General features: G+C 65.6%; 16 protein-coding genes. 11 read left to right on the forward strand and 5 right to left on the reverse strand.

What is annotated here, in order from left to right:
• The first annotated feature begins 181 nt into the window (after positions 1–181).
• From V3328_RS03810 to V3328_RS03860, 11 genes are all read left to right on the forward strand, one after another.
• Entirely contained in the window at positions 182–1198 is a 1017-nt protein-coding gene (locus V3328_RS03810) for a TRAP transporter substrate-binding protein (RefSeq protein ID WP_340328330.1), read from the forward strand.
• 102 nt (positions 1199–1300) lie between these two features.
• Positions 1301–1810: a TRAP transporter small permease gene (locus V3328_RS03815; protein WP_340328331.1), complete on the forward strand. Its 510-nt coding sequence runs from the start codon at positions 1301–1303 to the stop codon at positions 1808–1810.
• Complete coding sequence (locus V3328_RS03820) at positions 1807–3111, forward strand: TRAP transporter large permease (protein WP_340328332.1); 1305 nt, start codon at positions 1807–1809, stop codon at positions 3109–3111. The genes V3328_RS03815 and V3328_RS03820 overlap by 4 nt, the downstream gene beginning before the upstream one ends.
• A 43-nt stretch (positions 3112–3154) precedes the next feature.
• Positions 3155–4078, forward strand: coding sequence for an SMP-30/gluconolactonase/LRE family protein (locus V3328_RS03825; RefSeq protein WP_340328333.1), 924 nt, complete (start codon positions 3155–3157; stop codon positions 4076–4078).
• The gene (pdxA, locus tag V3328_RS03830) at positions 4075–5112 is read left to right on the forward strand and encodes a 4-hydroxythreonine-4-phosphate dehydrogenase PdxA (protein WP_340328334.1); all 1038 of its coding nucleotides are present in this window, start codon (positions 4075–4077) and stop codon (positions 5110–5112) included. The genes V3328_RS03825 and pdxA overlap by 4 nt, the downstream gene beginning before the upstream one ends.
• Positions 5113–5123: 11 nt before the next feature.
• Positions 5124–5924, forward strand: a complete 801-nt coding sequence (locus V3328_RS03835) for a DeoR/GlpR family DNA-binding transcription regulator (RefSeq protein WP_340328335.1) — start codon at positions 5124–5126, stop codon at positions 5922–5924.
• A complete protein-coding gene (locus V3328_RS03840) occupies positions 5917–7032 on the forward strand; it encodes a four-carbon acid sugar kinase family protein (protein ID WP_340328336.1) in 1116 nt (371 codons plus the stop codon). The genes V3328_RS03835 and V3328_RS03840 overlap by 8 nt, the downstream gene beginning before the upstream one ends.
• Positions 7033–7121: 89 nt before the next feature.
• Positions 7122–8156 carry a TRAP transporter substrate-binding protein gene (locus V3328_RS03845; RefSeq protein ID WP_340328337.1) on the forward strand — a complete coding sequence of 345 codons (1035 nt, stop codon included), beginning with the start codon at positions 7122–7124 and terminating at the stop codon, positions 8154–8156.
• A 66-nt stretch (positions 8157–8222) separates the two neighbouring features.
• On the forward strand, positions 8223–8771 hold the full coding sequence (locus V3328_RS03850) for a TRAP transporter small permease (RefSeq protein WP_340328338.1): 549 nt from the start codon (positions 8223–8225) through the stop codon (positions 8769–8771).
• Positions 8768–10039 carry a TRAP transporter large permease gene (locus V3328_RS03855; RefSeq protein ID WP_340328339.1) on the forward strand — a complete coding sequence of 424 codons (1272 nt, stop codon included), beginning with the start codon at positions 8768–8770 and terminating at the stop codon, positions 10037–10039. Before V3328_RS03850 ends, V3328_RS03855 begins: the two co-directional genes overlap by 4 nt.
• Positions 10040–10048: 9 nt before the next feature.
• Entirely contained in the window at positions 10049–11194 is a 1146-nt protein-coding gene (locus V3328_RS03860) for a mandelate racemase/muconate lactonizing enzyme family protein (protein WP_340328340.1), read from the forward strand.
• A gap of 24 nt (positions 11195–11218) precedes the next feature.
• Here V3328_RS03860 and V3328_RS03865 read toward each other — a convergent pair whose 3' ends face one another.
• The 5 genes from V3328_RS03865 to V3328_RS03885 are packed head-to-tail and all read right to left on the reverse strand — an operon-like array spanning position 11219 to position 16155.
• A complete protein-coding gene (locus tag V3328_RS03865) occupies positions 11219–12193 on the reverse strand; it encodes a 3-hydroxybutyryl-CoA dehydrogenase (RefSeq protein ID WP_340328341.1) in 975 nt (324 codons plus the stop codon).
• Positions 12193–13278, reverse strand: coding sequence for an NAD/NADP-dependent octopine/nopaline dehydrogenase family protein (locus V3328_RS03870; protein WP_340328342.1), 1086 nt, complete (start codon positions 13276–13278; stop codon positions 12193–12195). The genes V3328_RS03865 and V3328_RS03870 overlap by 1 nt, the downstream gene beginning before the upstream one ends.
• A gap of 22 nt (positions 13279–13300) precedes the next feature.
• Positions 13301–14590, reverse strand: coding sequence for a TRAP transporter large permease (locus tag V3328_RS03875; RefSeq protein ID WP_340328343.1), 1290 nt, complete (start codon positions 14588–14590; stop codon positions 13301–13303).
• On the reverse strand, positions 14583–15107 hold the full coding sequence (locus V3328_RS03880; protein WP_340328344.1) for a TRAP transporter small permease: 525 nt from the start codon (positions 15105–15107) through the stop codon (positions 14583–14585). The genes V3328_RS03875 and V3328_RS03880 overlap by 8 nt, the downstream gene beginning before the upstream one ends.
• Positions 15108–15126: 19 nt before the next feature.
• Positions 15127–16155 carry a TRAP transporter substrate-binding protein gene (locus V3328_RS03885; protein ID WP_340328345.1) on the reverse strand — a complete coding sequence of 343 codons (1029 nt, stop codon included), beginning with the start codon at positions 16153–16155 and terminating at the stop codon, positions 15127–15129.
• Between the last annotated feature and the right edge of the window lie 222 nt (positions 16156–16377).

Here is a 16377-nt window from a genome sequence, read left to right on the forward strand (position 1 = left end):
CACGAAGCCAGGGTTTTCTCACCAGGGTTGTACGCTCACGTTCCGGACCGATCGTTTGGAGGTTCCCCCGTAGCCATCCAGGAATCAGCGACTGGGTGAAATCGAGCGATTATGACCGTAGTTGACAGAAATTGATCGAAAACCTACTGTCTCGCGCCAATAAGGATGGGAGGGAAGATCAATGAACCTGATTCACGAATTCGGGGTGGTGGGGCTGGCGTCGACCGTGCTGTTGACGGGCGCGGGCCTCGGCGGGGGCATTGCACATGCCGCCGATTTCAACTGGAAGCTCTTCACGCCGTTCACCGTCAACGACAAGCCGACTCAGCTCTATCGGGCCTTTGCCGAGGACGTCGAGAAGGCGACCGGCGGCAAGTTGAAGATTGACGTCTATGCGGCAGGTGAGCTGCCCTACAAGAACTCCGACGTGCTCAGGATCGTTGCGACCAATCAGGTCGAGATGGCCGACCTGGCCATCGGACCCGTGGCCGGCGAGGTACCGGAGCTGAACGTCTTCGTGCTGCCGTTCATCTGCACGTCGATGGATCAGTTCTACGCCGCCGCGGACGAGGCGCTGCCGATCATCGATGGCCGGCTTCAGGAGAAGTTCGGGGTCCGCGGCCTTACCGCGTGGACCATGCCTCCGCAGGAGATCTGGCTGACCGAGGACATCGGCAAGATCGAGGAGTTGAAGGGCCGCAAGATCCGCACCTGGAACAAGACCCAGGTCGAGATGCTTGACCTGCTGGGGGCCAGCGGCGTGGCGATCACGCCGGCCGAGGTCATTCCGGCACTGCAGCGCGGCGTCGTCGATGGTGCCGTCACGGCGGCGATCCCCGCCTATGACTGGAAGTTCTACGAGGTTCTCGACTATGGCTACATGCTGAATTTCACCATGACCAACCAGGTCATCGCCGTGAACGAGGAGCAGTACGCCAAGTTGCCCGACGATGTCCGTGCCGCCCTAGACGACACGGTGCAGAACTGGCAGCTCCAGTTCCGCGAGGCGATCGAGACGGCAGCCGTCGAGGCCGGCAGCAAGCTCGAAGAGGAAGGCATGGAGCTGATCGATCCTTCCGAAAGCGACATTCAGACGGCGCGGGACGTGACGAAGCCCATGTGGAATGCCTGGGCGGAGGAGAACGGTCCGTTGGCCGCCGAACTGCTGAAGACCGTTTCGAACGCGTGCAGCAAGTGAGCCGAACGGCGCGGCCCGTTCGTTGAGTCATCCGCCGGGGCGCGGGCGCGTTACGCCCGCCCCCGGCAATCCTGCAGGTCGGCCCCCGTGAGACCGATTGCCATGTTCGGCAGACTGCTCGACCGCCTGAGCGTTGTTCTGCTCTGGGTTAGCGTCGTGGCGCTGGCGCTGGTGCTCGTTCTGATCAATGTCGAGGTCGTCTCCCGCTACTTTCTGAACAGGTCGACGCTGATCGCCGATGAATACAGCGGCTATGCGTTCGCGTGGATCCTGATGTGCGGGTTCCTGTACGCGCACCGGCACGGCAGTTTCCTGAATGTCTCGGTGGTCACGTCGGCGCTTTCGCAACGCCCGGCAGCGGCTTTCCGCGCCTTCGGTGCGGCACTCGGCGTCATTCTGTGCGTGGTCGCCGGCTACGGCACCTGGTTCACCTTGTCGCTCAGCGTGAGGTTCTCCGCCACGTCGGCGTTCGCGTCGGAGACGCCGCTGGCGATCCCGCAGGTCGCGCTTCCCCTCGGGTTCGCCTTGCTCGGCTTCTCGTTTCTCGAGGAGTTCCTGTCGAGTCTGATGGCCGCGACTTCCGGAAACCCTGCCGACGAGGGGCCGCGATGAGCTGGGAGATCGCGCTGCTGGTCTACGGCCTGGTGATGGCTGGCTGCCTGCTCGGCGGCGTCCTCATCGGCACGGTCATCGGCATCGTCGGCATCCTCGGCATCACCATGGTCTCCGGCACCAGGCTCTGGATCAGCCTCGGCGACATCGTCTGGAACACCTCGACCAGCTTCACGCTGGTTTCCATTCCGCTCTTCGTCCTGATGGGCGAGATCATACTGCGCAGCGGCGTGTCAGGCCGCTTCTATGCCGGCGTATCGCGCATTTTCGGGCGAATCCCGGGCGGGCTCGCCCACACCAACATCTTGGGGTGCGCGGTCTTTTCCGCGTTGTCCGGGTCGACCGTCGCGACGACCATGACCATGGGAACCGTCGCGCTGCCGGAAATGCGCTCGCGCGGATATTCCGACGGTCTGACGCTCGGCACTCTGACCGGCGGCGGCTGTCTCGGCATCCTGATCCCGCCGAGCATCCCGATGATCGTCTACGCCTCGGTCACCCAGGAATCTGTCCTGGCGATGTTCGCGGCCGGCATCCTGCCCGGGATCGTGCTGACGGTCGCGTTCGCCTGCTACGTATCGTTTCGCGTCTTCTTCAACCGCTCGCTGGCGCCATCGGGGAGCGCCGCGGTCGGCGACGCTTCTTTGCTCGGGAGCCTCGCCGATACACTGCCCGTCGTGCTGCTCATCGCGGCGGTGCTGGGGGGAATGTACTGGGGCCTCGTCACGCCGACCGAAGCCGCCGGATTCGGCTGCGCGGTGGCGATCCTGATCGCGCTCGTCTATCGCGATTTCAGCCTCGACGCGCTCGGCCAGTCTTTGAAGAACGCCGTGATCACCAGCTGCGTCGTATTGTTCATCACGATCAACGCCCAGTTCCTCAGCTTTGCCGTCGTCCAGGCCGGGATCGGCCGCGGCATCTCCAACTACCTGACCGACCTGAACCTGGCGCCGTTCGTCATGTTTCTGGCGATCGTCTGCCTCTACATCGTCCTCGGCATGTTCATCGATGGCCTGTCGATCATGCTGCTCACGGTGCCGGTTCTCTATCCCGCCCTGAGCGGGCTGGGGTTTCCGGGCGTCTGGCTTGGCGTAGTCATCATCGTCCTGATCGAACTCGGCGCGCTGACGCCGCCGATGGGATTGAATCTCTTCGCAGTCCAGTCGATCTCGCCGAAGACGCCCATGTCGGTGATCGGACGCTCGTCGCTGCCCTACGCCGCCATCATCCTGGGGCTCTGCTTCCTGCTCTACGCCTGGCCGGACCTTGCCCTGTACCTACCGGAGCTGATGCACAATTGAAGAACCGACGATCGACTGAAGCCGAAACGGGGAGAGGCTAGCCTTGTACGCTCCGCCGCCCGAGACAACGACCGAGGTCTTCACCAGGCTGCCCGACGAATTGCGGCGCGACGGCCACCCGTCCGAGTGGCGCGACGGGCAGCCGGGCGCACAGCCGCCGCACTCGCTTCTCGAAGGCCCGTCCTTCGATCGTGACGGCAACCTGTGGTGCGTCGACATCGCCTTCGGCCGCGTCTTCCGCATCACGCCGGGGGGCGAGTGGCACGTGGTGGCGGACTATCACGGCGAGCCCAACGGCCTGAAGATCCACCGCGACGGGCGGATCTTCGTGGCCGACTATCGCCATGGCATCGTCACCGTCGATCCGGACACCGGCAAGGTGACGCCGGTGCTCGAGCGTGTCCGCCTGGAGAGGCTGAAGGCGGTGAACGACCTCGTCTTCGATTCAGCCGGCAATCTCTACTTCACCGATCAGGGGCTGACCGGCTGGCAAGACCCGACCGGCCGCGTGTTCCGGCTGCGGCCGGACGGGCGCGTCGATTGCCTTGTCGACAATGTGCCGAGTCCCAACGGGCTGGTCCTGAGCCTTGCGGAAGACGCGCTCTACGTCGCCGTGACGCGTGCGAACGCCGTCTGGCGCCTGCCGTTCCTAGCCGACGGAACCGTGGCCAAGGTGGGCACCTTCATCCAGATGTCGGGCGGCGGCGGTCCGGATGGTCTGGCCCTGGACGAGGCGGGCAATCTTGCCGTCGCCCATATCGGAATCGGCTCGGTCTGGCTGTTCTCGGCGCAGGGCGAACCGATCCGTCGCATCCGCTCCTCGGCCGGGCGCCACACCACCAACATGGCCTATGGCGGTCCCGAGCGCCGCGACCTCTACATAACCGAATCGGAAACCGGGACGATCCTGAAGGCGCGGCTCGACACTCCCGGCCGATTGATGTTTTCGCACACTGGAGCCCCATGAGCGACCGATCCGCAAATACCCCCCGCATTGCCGTCACGATGGGAGATCCGGCCGGTATCGGGCCCGAGATCGTGATGAAGGCGGTCGAAAGGCTGCGGCCGCGCATTGAACGCGGAAAATTGTCCGTTCGCGTGGTTGGCGCTGCCAGGTGCTTCGAGATGTATTCGCGAAGCCTCGAACTGCCCTGGCACATCCCCGCAGTCGATGAACCCAGCGACACCGGCGCCATCGAACTCGTATCGATCGGAGCAGGCGAGACGCCGCCCGCGCCCGGCCGGGTCAGCGCCGATGCCGGCCGGCTGGCATATCAGGCAATCGAACGCGCCGTCGGCTTATGTCTGAACGGGCAGGCGGACGCGATCGTCACGTCGCCTCTCAACAAGGAAGGGCTCAATCTGGCCGGACACCACTACGGCGGGCACACCGAACTGCTGGCGGATCTGACCGGCAGCCGGGATTCCTTCATGATGCTGGCGCACGGGGCGATGCGCGTCAGCCATCTCACCACCCATATTCCGCTGCAGGAGGTAACGGCGCGGCTGACGCCGGAGCGGCTCCGCCGGATCATCGAACTGACGATCGAAACGCTCGAGCGTCTCGGAATCGCCTCGCCCCGTATCGGCATAGCGGCCCTGAATCCCCACGCGGGCGACGGCGGCATCTTCGGCCGCCAGGACATCGACGTGTCGGCGCCGGTGATCAGGTCGTTCAGGTCCGAGGGGCACGACGTGCAGGGCCCGGTCCCGGGCGACACGGTCTTCGTCAAGCTGCGGGCGGGACAGTACGATGCGGTGGTCGCCATGTATCACGACCAGGGCCACATCCCGGTGAAGCTGATGGGCTTCGCGATAGATCCGGAGACGGGCGCGTATCAATCGGTCAGCGGCGTCAATATCACGCTCGGCCTGCCCATCGTCCGCACCTCCGTCGATCACGGCACCGCCTTCGACATTGCCGGCAAGGGCGTTGCCAATGCGGACAGCATGATCGAGGCGATCGATTTCGCGATCGATCTGTCCGTGCGCCGGGCATAGGGAGGCGTGCCGTGATCCCTGCCCAGCGACGTGCGGTGATCATGGAATACCTCCGGCAGCACGGCGCCGCGTCCGTGCAGGCACTGTGCGAGGCGGTCGGTGCGTCTGAATCGACGATGCGCCGCGATCTGGATTGGCTTTCGGCGCACAGCCACATCGAACGCAGTCACGGCGGCGCCACCCTCACGACCTACCCGCGCTCGACTTTCGAGCCCGAGGCCGCGATTTCCGCCCACACTGCCGCGAACGAAAAGCGGGCTATCGGAGCGGCGGCCGCCGAGTTGGTGAGGCCCGGGCAGAGCGTCATTTTCGACTCGAGTTCCACCGTGCATGCCGCCGCCGCGGTGATCGCGGAACGACAGATCCCGATCACCGCCGTGACCAACGACCTGGCGATCGCCCGGACGCTGTCGGAGACGGAGTCGATCCGTGTCATCGTGCTCGGCGGCACCATTCGCCGGGGATCGAACACTCTCACCGGCGAGCCAGGCGAGGACTATATCGGCAGCTTGCACGCCGATCTTGCGCTGCTGGGGGCCCATCGGGTGGCAGGGGGCAGGCTGACCGAGACCTCCCCCGAGGTTGCCCGGATGAAGCGGGGGATGATCGCCTGTGCCCGGCAGACGGTCCTCCTGGTGGACAGCACGAAGTTCCGTGCGCCTGCCTTCGCGACGATCTGCGGCATCACCGAGATCGACCGCGTCATCACCGATCAGGGCGCCTCTGGCGAGGTGATCTCCGATCTGGCGGAAGCCGGCGTGGACGTGATGACCGTCGCCGTTTCCTCGGACAGAGGGGGGCCGGATGGTTGATGTGGCGATCATCGCCGACGACCTGACCGGCGCGCTCGACGCAGCGTCTCCCTTCGCCGCGCGTGGCCGGCGGGTGGAGGCAGCCGTCTCGGCGGCGGCGGTTGCAGAGATCGATGTCTCCGCCGACGTGATCACTGTCAACGCCGCCACCCGGGACCTGCCCGGCGAACAGGCGGCCTCGATCGTCCGAAGCGTCACGGAACGGATTGTCGATCTCCGGCCGCGTATCCTGTTCAAGAAGATCGATTCGACCCTGCGCGGAAACATTGCGCCCGAATCCCGGGCCGTCGCGAATGCGGCGCGTCGACACCGGATGATCGTCTGCCCGGCCGTTCCCGACCAGGGCCGCATCGTGCGTTCGGGTGAACTCGTCCTGTCGGGGCAGGCTGGGTCTCCAGCTGGTGACGGACGTCCGATCCGCCCCTTGTTCGAGACGTCGGGACCTGCCGACGGTTTGCGTATCTGCGATTCGGCCGACGGCGCCGACCTGATGGAGGTCGCCGAACGCGTTCTGCGGGAGGCGTCCGGAACGATCGCCGTCGGCGCCGCCGGCCTTGCCGGTGCCCTCGCCGCGAAGCTGTATGGTGCGCGGTGCGGCCCAGTCTTGACGATGACCGCGCCCGGCCTGTTCGTGGTCGGATCGCGTGCGGCTGCGACGCTCGCGCAACTGCAGGAACTGGATGGCGATCCGCGCGTGGCGACGAGGCTTGTCGGGCCGGATTGTCCGACGGCTGCGCTGCCGCGGGACCAGGCCGAAATAGAGGTGTTAAGGCCGGAGCCGGAAACGGTTCTGGCTTCGTCGGCGCTTGTGGCCGACCGCATCGCCGCTGCCGCCGCGAGGCGGTGCGAAGAGCTGGCGCCCGGCACACTGTTCCTGTGCGGCGGCCATATTGCCGAGCGCTGCCTTGCCGCACTGGGGACCCGGACGATGTCGGTGGTCGCCGAGGTCGAGCCCGGCGTCCCGGTCGCCCGCGCGTCGATCTGCGGACGCTCAACATGGGTCGTCACGAAAGCCGGCGGTTTCGGCGATGCGGGCTGTCTGGTCCGCCTCGCCGACCGCCTGAAAGAGCAGCCCGAACCGGAGAAAAGGAGACATTGCGTATCTTGACCACCAGTTCCGGACGCCACTCTCGGCCCGGGCTGATGTACTGCTGCTTCAACAACAAGGTCAAATGATCCAAACGGAGGAAACGTCTGATGTCATACAGCTTCAAGACCATCGCTGCGGCCGCGGTCTGCACGGCGCTCGTCGCGTTGCCGCTCGCCAGCGCCGACGCCCAGACCAAGATCCGGTTTGCAACCTCGGTGCCCGAGGCCAACACCGCCGAAGTGCTCGGCATGAAGGCGATGAAGGACTACATCGACTTCAAGAGCGGCGGCACGCTCGAGGTCGACCTTCTGTTCGCCACGATGGGCGTCGGCGAGCGCGAACTGACCGAGATGGTCCAGCAGGGGGCGCTCGACATGGCGCTGGCCGCCGACGGCGCGGTCTCGGGCTTCTATCCCAAACTGCAGGTTTTCGGCATTCCCTACCTCTTCAAGTCCGCCCCCGTCGCCTGGGAATTCGCCCGGTCTCCGATGGCCAAGCAGATGCAGCAGGAGATGCTGGAGCAGACCGGCCTGCGGACGGTCGCGTGGGGTGAGAACGGCTTCCGCAACCTCACCAACTCCAAGCACGAGGTGAAGGGCCCCGAGGACATGCAGGGCCTGAAGATGCGGGTCATGGAAAGCCCCGTCTTCATGCGCTTCATGGAGTCGCTCGGGGCGGCCGCGACGCCGATCTCGTTTTCCGAGCTCGTGATGTCGCTGCAGCAGGGTGTCGTCGACGGGCAGGAGAACGCGTCCTCGAACGTCTACGAGAACGGCATGGCCGATGTGCAGAAGTTCTTCTCGACGACCGAGCACATCTATTCCATGACCATCATCACCATCAACGATCAGTTCTACCAGGGCCTGACGCCCGCCCAGCAGCAGGTGATCATGGAGGCCGGCCAGCTCTACGCGGCAGTGGCCAATTCGTTCAAGGTCACGTCCGATCGTGATTACATCGAGCGCATTCGCGACGAGAAGGGGCTGCAGGTCCACATCACCACGCCGGAGGAGAAGGAAGCCTTCCGCGAACTCGCCCAGCCGCCGGTGGTGGAGTACGTGAACGAGCAGCTCGGCAAGGAGTTCGTTGACGCGGTGCTCGCGCAGGTCGACGAATCCGAGAAGCAGGTCTACGGCCAGTAGCCGCTATCCGCCCGGCCGAAGGCGTTTCGACCCGGCCGGGCGGCCTTCATCGGGGAGGGGGAGGCCATGCAGGCAAACGCCCTGAGACTTGCGGACTGGCTGACGCGCATCACCGAAAGCATCGGTGCCCTGCTGATGCTCGGCATCGTCGTCATGAACGTCCTGCAGGTCTTCTTCCGCTACGTCCTCTTCGATCCGCTGGGGTGGACCGAGGAGGCGATGCGATACTCCGTGGCCTGGATGACGTTCATCGTCGCCGGCGCCGTGCTGTATAGCGGCGAACAACTGTCGATCGACCTGCTCGGCGGCATCCTGCCGCCCAGGATCAGGCGTCTGCAGAGCATTCTCGTGCTTCTGCTGATTTCCCTCTTCTGCTTCATCCTCGTCGCCTACGGCTGGCCGCAGGCGGTGCGCAACATGAAGCAGGTGTCTCCGGTCGCCCAGATCCCGATGATCGTTCCCTATTTCAGCGTCGTTGCGGGCGGCGCGTTGATGCTGGTCAAGGCGATCTGCCTGATCATCGCCGATCCCGAGCGCGTGCACGGCAATCTCGGTGCCGGCGACCTCGAGCCAACCGGGCAGGAAGGCGGCCCGAAGGGCGGGAGCTCGGCATGATCTATCTGATCATCGCTTTCGCAGTCCTGCTGGTGCTTGGCGTGCCGATCGCGATCGCGCTGGGCCTGGCCGGCGCCGTCGGCATCCTCGACAAGGGCTTTGCACTCGTCTCGGTTCCGACCCGGATGTTTACCGGCATCGACAGCTTCATCCTGCTGTCGGCGCCGTTCTACATTCTCGCCGGCGAGGTCATGAACCGGGGCGGCGTCACGGACCGGCTGATTCGGTTCGCCCAGCTGCTGACACGCGGACTGCGCGGCGGCACGGCCTACGCCAACACGTTGGCCTCGATCATCTTCGCCGGCATATCCGGCACGGCGATCGCCGATACCGCGGCGCTCGGCCAGGTCTTCATCAAGGGGATGCCGAAGGAAGGCTACACCAAGGAGTTCGCGGCTGCCGTCACCGTCGCCGGGTCGATGATCGGACCGATCATCCCGCCCTCCGTCATCATGATCATCTTCGCGGCGGTGTCCCGCCTGTCGGTGATCGACCTGTTCCTGGCCGGCGTCGTGCCCGGGTTCCTGCTGGCGGCGGCCGTCGCGGTGGTGATCTTCCTCAAGGGACGCAATGGCGGACTTCCGGTCTCGCGGATTGACGTCCCGCGTCGCGAGGTGCCGCGCATGGCGATCGACACGCTGCTGGTCGTCTCACTGCCGGTCTTCATCGTCGTCGGCACCCTGTCGGGAACCTTCACGGCAACAGAAGCCGGCGGCGTCGCGGCGATCTACGCAATGCTGCTCGGCTATTTCGTGTTCCGCCACCTGGACCTGAAAGAGCTGTGGGCGGCGCTCGTCATCAGCGCGCGCACTACGTCAAGCCTGTTCCTGATCATCGGTGCGGCGACGGTGGTGTCCTACGTGCTGGCGCTTTCGGGCATCAACCAGTTCGCCGGCAACCTGGTGCAGGTGTTCGACGGGCAGCCGCTGCTGTTCATGCTCGCGGTAATGGCCGGCCTGCTGGTGGTCGGATGCTTCCTCGAGCCCGGCGCGGCGATCGTCCTGTTCGTGCCGCTGCTGTTTCCCGCCGCCCGCGCCATGGGCATCGATCCGCTGCAGTTCGCCATGCTGATCATACTCACGCTGACGATGGGGCTGATCACGCCACCCGTCGGCGTCTGCCTGTTCGTCGCCTGCAAGATCGGCGACATCTCGATCGCCAGGCTGGTGAAGGCGCTTGCTCCGTTCTTCGTCGCGGAGGTCTGCGTCATCGTGCTCATCATCCTGATTCCCGGCCTCTCGTCCTGGCTGCCGGGCCTGTTCCACTGAGGAAGATCCATGCCGCGCATTGCAGATATCAAGGCTACCGTTCTGGAGGTCGTGGTCGGCCAGGATCGCGCTTTCGGAAATGCCCGCAGCCGCTTCGACCGGCGCGCCAGCGTCCTCATCGAGGTGATCGCCGATGACGGCACGCGCGGCTGGGGAGAGGCGTGGGGCGCTGCGCCAAAGGCGACGCTCGGATATCTCGAGGCGGTCAAGCCGAAGTTCATCGGCAAGGACGTTTTCGACCGCAACGCCGGCTGGCACGAACTCGTGCGCGCCGGCTACGCCCTGCGCGTCCAGAACCTGCTCACCGGTGCCGTCAGCGGCATCAACATCGCCCTCTACGATCTTGCCGGCAAGCTCCTTGGCGTGCCGGTCTACAAGCTGCTCGGCGGCGGCGGCAGCGAAGGCGTCCCGTGCTATGCCTCGGGCGGGTATTTCTGCAATGATCCGAACAACCAGCTCGAGCACCAGCTCGACCGCGTCATCGGCAGGGGCTATTCCGCCTACAAGATCAAGATCGGCGCCGGATTGGCCGACGATGTCGCCCGTGTGCGCCTTGCCCGCGAGATGATCGGCCCGGACGCGGCGCTTCTCGTCGACGTCAACGGCGCCTACAACGCCGAAACGGCGTATGCCTGCATGCGCCGCATAGAACCGTTCGACATACACTGGATCGAGGAGCCGGTGGCGCCGGAGGATTTCGAAGGGCTGAGGCGGCTTGGAGAGCGCAGGATCATGGCGATCGCCAGCGGCGAGTCGCACATGACGGCCTACGAGTTCAAGCGCCTGCTCGACACGGGTGCCGTGGACATCCTGATGCCGGATCTGACCGTCGGCGGCGGCTTCGACGAGGGCCAGACCGCGCTGCAGCTCTGCCGGCTGTACGGCGCGCGCGTCTCACCGCACGTGTGGGGTTCGGCCGTCGGGCTCGCCGCCGGCATCCACTACGTCGCCGCGATGCCGGCCGATCCATTCGCGCTCCAGTCGCCGTACCCGTCGCTGGTCGAGTACGACTACTCCTACAGCCCGATCCGCGATGAACTGCTCGTCAATCCGATAATGCCGCACAACGGGCTGCTTCCAGTCCCGCAGGGACCGGGTCTCGGCATCGAGATCAACGAGGAGGTGCTGCGCCGGCATGCGGTCGCCAGGACCTGAACCGCGCTGCGCCGCGCCGCCGGCTCAGAGCACCGGCTGCCTGGCTGCTCCCAGGTGCTTCAGCATCGCGGCGAAGGCGCCAAGCCGCTCACGCTGATAGGCTGATACGTCCATGCCGGCGTAGTTGAGGAAGCCGCGACGGGTCTTCAGACCGATATGGCCTGCCGCCATGTTGTCCTCGATCACCTTGGGGGCGGCATAGCGATCGGTGCCGAGCGCTTCGGACATGTAGCGGTCGGCATGAAAGAGAATGTCGCCGCCACCCCAGTCGATGAACTCGAGCACACCGAGCACGGCGAAGCGGAAGCCGAAGCCGTACTTGGTCGCCTTGTCGATGTCTTCCGCGCTTGCCACGCCTTCCTCGACGAGGCGCGCGGCTTCGTTCATGGCAAGGGCCTGCAGCCGCGGCACGATGAAGCCCGGGCTCGCCTTGCAGACCACCGGAACCTTGCCGATTCCCTCGAGCAGACCGACCAGCCGTTCGGTCACGGCCGGATCGGTCCCGGCGCCCGGCGAAACCTCCACGAGCGGCACCAGGAAGGCGGGGTTGAGCCAGTGCGCGTTCAGGAACCGGCCGGGCGGCGTCACCATGCCCTGCAACTCGTCGGCCAGCATCGTCGAAGTGGTCGAGGCGATGATGGCGTCGGCGCGGGTCATCGCGGACAGCCCTGCGAACGCCTCCGCCTTGGCCTCCTTCGTCTCGGGCACGCCTTCGAAGATCACGTCCGCCCCGGCCAATGCGTCTGCTGCTTCAGGCGCCGCGGCGAAGGCGACGCGCGCCAGGATCGGCGCGACGGCGGCTTCATCCATCATCCCGATCGCCGCCAGCATCGACAGCGTCTGCTCGATCTCCTCCATCGCCTCGCCGCGCACTCGAGCAGCGTCGTCCGGCGTTCGGGTCTTCAAGTCCACCAGCGTGACCGGGTGTCCCGCATAGGCGAAGACCACGGCGATGCCGCGGCCCATGCGCCCTGCGCCGGCGGCTGCGATCGCTTCCATCAGATCCCCTCCTCCAGAAGAGTGGTCATCGCGGTGCGATCGAGATCGGCGAGGCCGAGACCTTCCAGGGTGCGTCCGTTCGTCCGGAAGTCGTCGTCGCAGATCGCCGAGGCGACCGCCAGCAGCCCCGTCGCAGTCGGTGCCGGCACCCCGGCCCAGTCTGCTACCGAAACGAGGAAGGCCAGACCCTGCTGCACGTCCTCGCGCATATAGCGGTGTTCGGTCAGCACGATGTGCTCGCGCCAGTCGCCGGAATCGACCAGCTGTTCGTGGCCCTTGCGCCCGTACATCCATTCATCGCCGTCCTGCGCGTAGTGGTCGGCCAGCGGGAAATGCGGGGCGCGATAGCCCAGCGCCTCCCGCACCGCCACGCGTTCGGCATCGAGCCGATTGGTGACGCGGCGGACGGCGGGCTGCGTGCCCTCGTTGTGGATGTCCCAGTGATCGAAATGTTCGAGCGGGCCGGCATTCATGACGATCAGCGGCGGATGGATGATCGGCCCGGCATTCATCAGCGCGCCCGACAGCCCGTCACCGCAATCCTCGACGCTGCCGTAGGCTTCGCCGATCACGGCCAGCGCCCGGTCCTTGTGCCGGTGCGGGAAGACGCCGGTCGGCAGCCGCGTCGCGCGCACCGTGATGGCGATTTCGCGGGGGCCGTGCTTGCGTGTCAGGTAGGGCAGCGTGCCGGTCTCGGCGAAGGCGACGTCGGCCGCGCAGCCCGCCTCGCGGATCGTGCGGGCCATGAGATAGGAGCCGAAAGTGCCCGGCGGCAGGAACACGACCTGGCCGTCGGCAAGGTGCGGCGCCATCGCCCGGGCAATGTCCGCCTGGGCGAAGGCCGGTGCCGGGCAGACGATCAGACGGGCGCCGGCGACAGCTTCGCCGATATCGGCGGTGACGACGGCAATCGCGACCTCGCGGCTGCCTCTGAAGTCCTTCAGGGTCAGCGCGTTGCCGGCTGAGTTGAGCGCTGCGACGCCGTCCCGGTCGCGGCGCCAGAAGCGGACGGCGTGGCCCTGCTCGGTGAGATCGACGGCTGCGGCATGCGATCCGTTGCCGCCGCCCAGTACGGCTATTTCCATCTTCAGTCTCTTGTATTTGCGGTTACATCGTTGAGGGAAGCAGTAGCGCCAGCGACGGTACGGCGATGAGCATGAGAATGCGGACGATGTCGACGGCGATGAACGGCATCACTCCGCGGAATATCACTCCGGTCGGCACATCCGGCACGATCGATTTGAGGACGAACACGTTCAGACCGACCGGCGGGGTGATCAGGCTGATCTCGATGGCCACCACCACGAAGATGCCGAACCAGATCGGATCCACGCCGAGGCCGATCACGACGGGAAAGAACACCGGTACCGTCAGCAGCATCATCGAGATCGATTCCAGCACCGCACCGAGCGCCAGGTAGATCACGAGAATGACCAGCAGCACCATTGTCGGGTGGGCACCGAGCGCCATGATCATGTTCCGCAGGTCGCCCGGCATCCCCGCGAGGTTGACGAAATTGGAGAACAGCAGGGCTCCGAACAGCACGAAGAACAGCATTGCCGTCATCCGTCCCGTCTCGATCAGAACCTCGTACAGCGTCCGCAGCGTCAGGCTGCGCCGCAGGAGCGCCAGCAGGAAAGCGCCTGTCGCTCCGACACCGGCAGCCTCCGTTGCGGTGAAAACGCCGATATAGATGCCGCCCATCACGCAGGCGAACAGCGCGAGGATGCCGATGACCCCCTTCGTCGCCCGCACCCGCTCCATCATCGGCAGCGGCTCCAGCCTTTCGGTGTGCTCCTTTTCGATCAGCAGCGAAATGCGGACGGCGATCAGGTAGCCGAGTACGCCGACGAGTCCGGGCAGCATCCCGGCGAGGAAGAGCTTGCCGATGCTCTCCTGCGTGATGACGCCATAGAGTACCAGCACGATCGAGGGCGGGATCAGTATGCCCAGGGTACCGCCGGCCGCGATCGAGCCTGTCGCCAGCCTGTCGGAATAGCCGAAGCGGCGCATCGACGGCATCGAGACGCGTGCCATGGTCGCTGCCGTGGCAAGCGACGATCCGCACACCGACGAGAACCCGCCGCAGGCGACGATGGTCGCCATCGCCAGACCCCCGCGATAGTGGCGAAGCCACGCGTTGGCCGCCGCATACATGTCGTCGGCGAGGCCCGCCTTGAGCACGAAATTGCCCATCAGCACGAACAGCGGCATCACCGACAGGGTGTAGCTCATGCCGTTGTCGTAGAAGACCTGGCCGAGGATGGCGTAGGCGGGGTAGAGGCCGATCAGCGCCACGATTCCGGCGAACGCGACGGCCGTCATGGCGAACGCGATCGGCACGCCGGCGGCGATCAGCGCGAGCAGGACGACGATACCGACTATCCAGTCAAGCATCGGTGCGCCGGAACCGGTTCAGGTGGTGCCAGGCGACGATCATGGTCGCCAGCGCCGCGAGTACGGTAAAGGCCGCGATCGTGTAGCCGATCGGTCCCTTGGGAAACCGCAGGAATATCGTCACCTCGCCATAGGAGGCCAGTTGCAGGGAATGGGCGGTAATCCGCCAGGCGATCAACAACAGGACCGCCGCACTGAAGATCGACACCACGACCGAATGGATCTGACGCCACCGCGGCCGCAGCCGGTCCGTGATCAGCGTTACCGAGACATGTTCCTCATGCAGGCAGACGAGCGGCAGGGCGATGAAGATGATCAGCGCCAGCATGATCTCGGTGATCTCGAAGGCGCCGGGCAGGGGGCGCGACAGGAGATAGCGGCCGAAGACGTCGACCGCGGTGACGAGCATCATCGCGATCAGCAGCACCGCGACCATGACGCCGAGGACGAACTCGGCCAGCCGCAGGGCGCGCGAGCGCCCCGCGGTGTCCGACGCAGTCGCGCCGGGTTCGCTCATGTCGCCGATGACCGACCGCTCAGTCGCCTGCCTTCACCTTGGCGATCTCGGCGACCAGCGCGTCATAGGCTTCCTGCCCGTTGACGCCCTTGGCGGTGATGTCGGCGAGCACCTTCTCCTCGTACGGCTTCAGCGCGGCCTTGATCGCGGTCATCTCCGCATCGTCGGGCGTCACCAGCGTGATCTTGCCGGCCGCCTCGATCTTCTCGAAGGCCTTGTCGTCGGCCTCGTCCCAGACCTTGCCCGCAAGCTTGGCCAGCGCCTCGCCCGAAACGCTCTCGATGGCCGCCTGGTCCTCCGCCGACAGGCTGTCCCACTTGGCCTGGTTCATCACCAGGAACATCGAGGCGGTATAGAGGCCGCCCGGGACGATCAGGCCCTGGGTGAGGACCTCGTCGACCTTGAAGGCGGTCACGGATTCAGCGGGGAACTGTATGCCGTCCGCAACACCGCCCGAGAGGATTTCGTATGCCTTGGTGACCGGCGCCTGGATTGGGGTAAGTTCGAGGGCCTGCGACACGTCCTGGGCGAAACCGCCGCCGATGCGTATCTTGGCGCCCTTGATTGCGTCGAGCGAGGTGACGTCACGGTTGCGCGTCCAAAGCTGTCCCGGCCCGTGCGTCCAGATGCCCAGTAATTTGGTGCCGCGGTGCTCGTTCAGATCGGCGAAGTACTGCTGGTGGATCCGCCACCACGCCGGCGACAGGTACGCGGATTTCTCGCACAGGAAGGCCATCTCGCCCAGTTTGGTCGCCGTGAAGCGGCCGGGAGAGTAGTTGTGAACGCCGAAGGTGACGTCGGCGACGCCGTTGACCGCGAAATCGAAATGGGCTGGCGGCGGACCGAGAGGGGCGTCGAGGATCTGCATGTCGACCCGTCCCTCGGTGGCAGCCTCGACCTGTTCGGTCCACGGGACGATGATCTGGGCGAACAGCGGGTGCTGCGGCGGCAGCCAGTTCGCCACTCGAACAACGGTCTGCGCGGATGCCGGCGCCGCCGAAAGTGCGACGGCCACCGCAATAAGCGTTGCTCCCAAACTCCTGTTCATTGCATTTTCCCCTCTCGTCGTTGCGGCTCTGGAATTACCCGGCCCGGTATCGCGTCCGGGCATGTTGTCGGTGCTTGCCGCGGTTGTTGAACTTCCCCGATGCGCATCCCATGATCGCGCCCTTCGGCAGTTCTGCCACAAACACCCGGTCGCGCGGAAGCACGTAACGGCGTCACCATCCCACAAAGAATGGGCAACGGGCCGCGGGATGCCGGGGTTCCG

It is taken from the genome of Microbaculum marinum, assembly GCF_037855135.1.
Lineage (GTDB): Bacteria > Pseudomonadota > Alphaproteobacteria > Rhizobiales > Tepidamorphaceae > Microbaculum > Microbaculum marinum.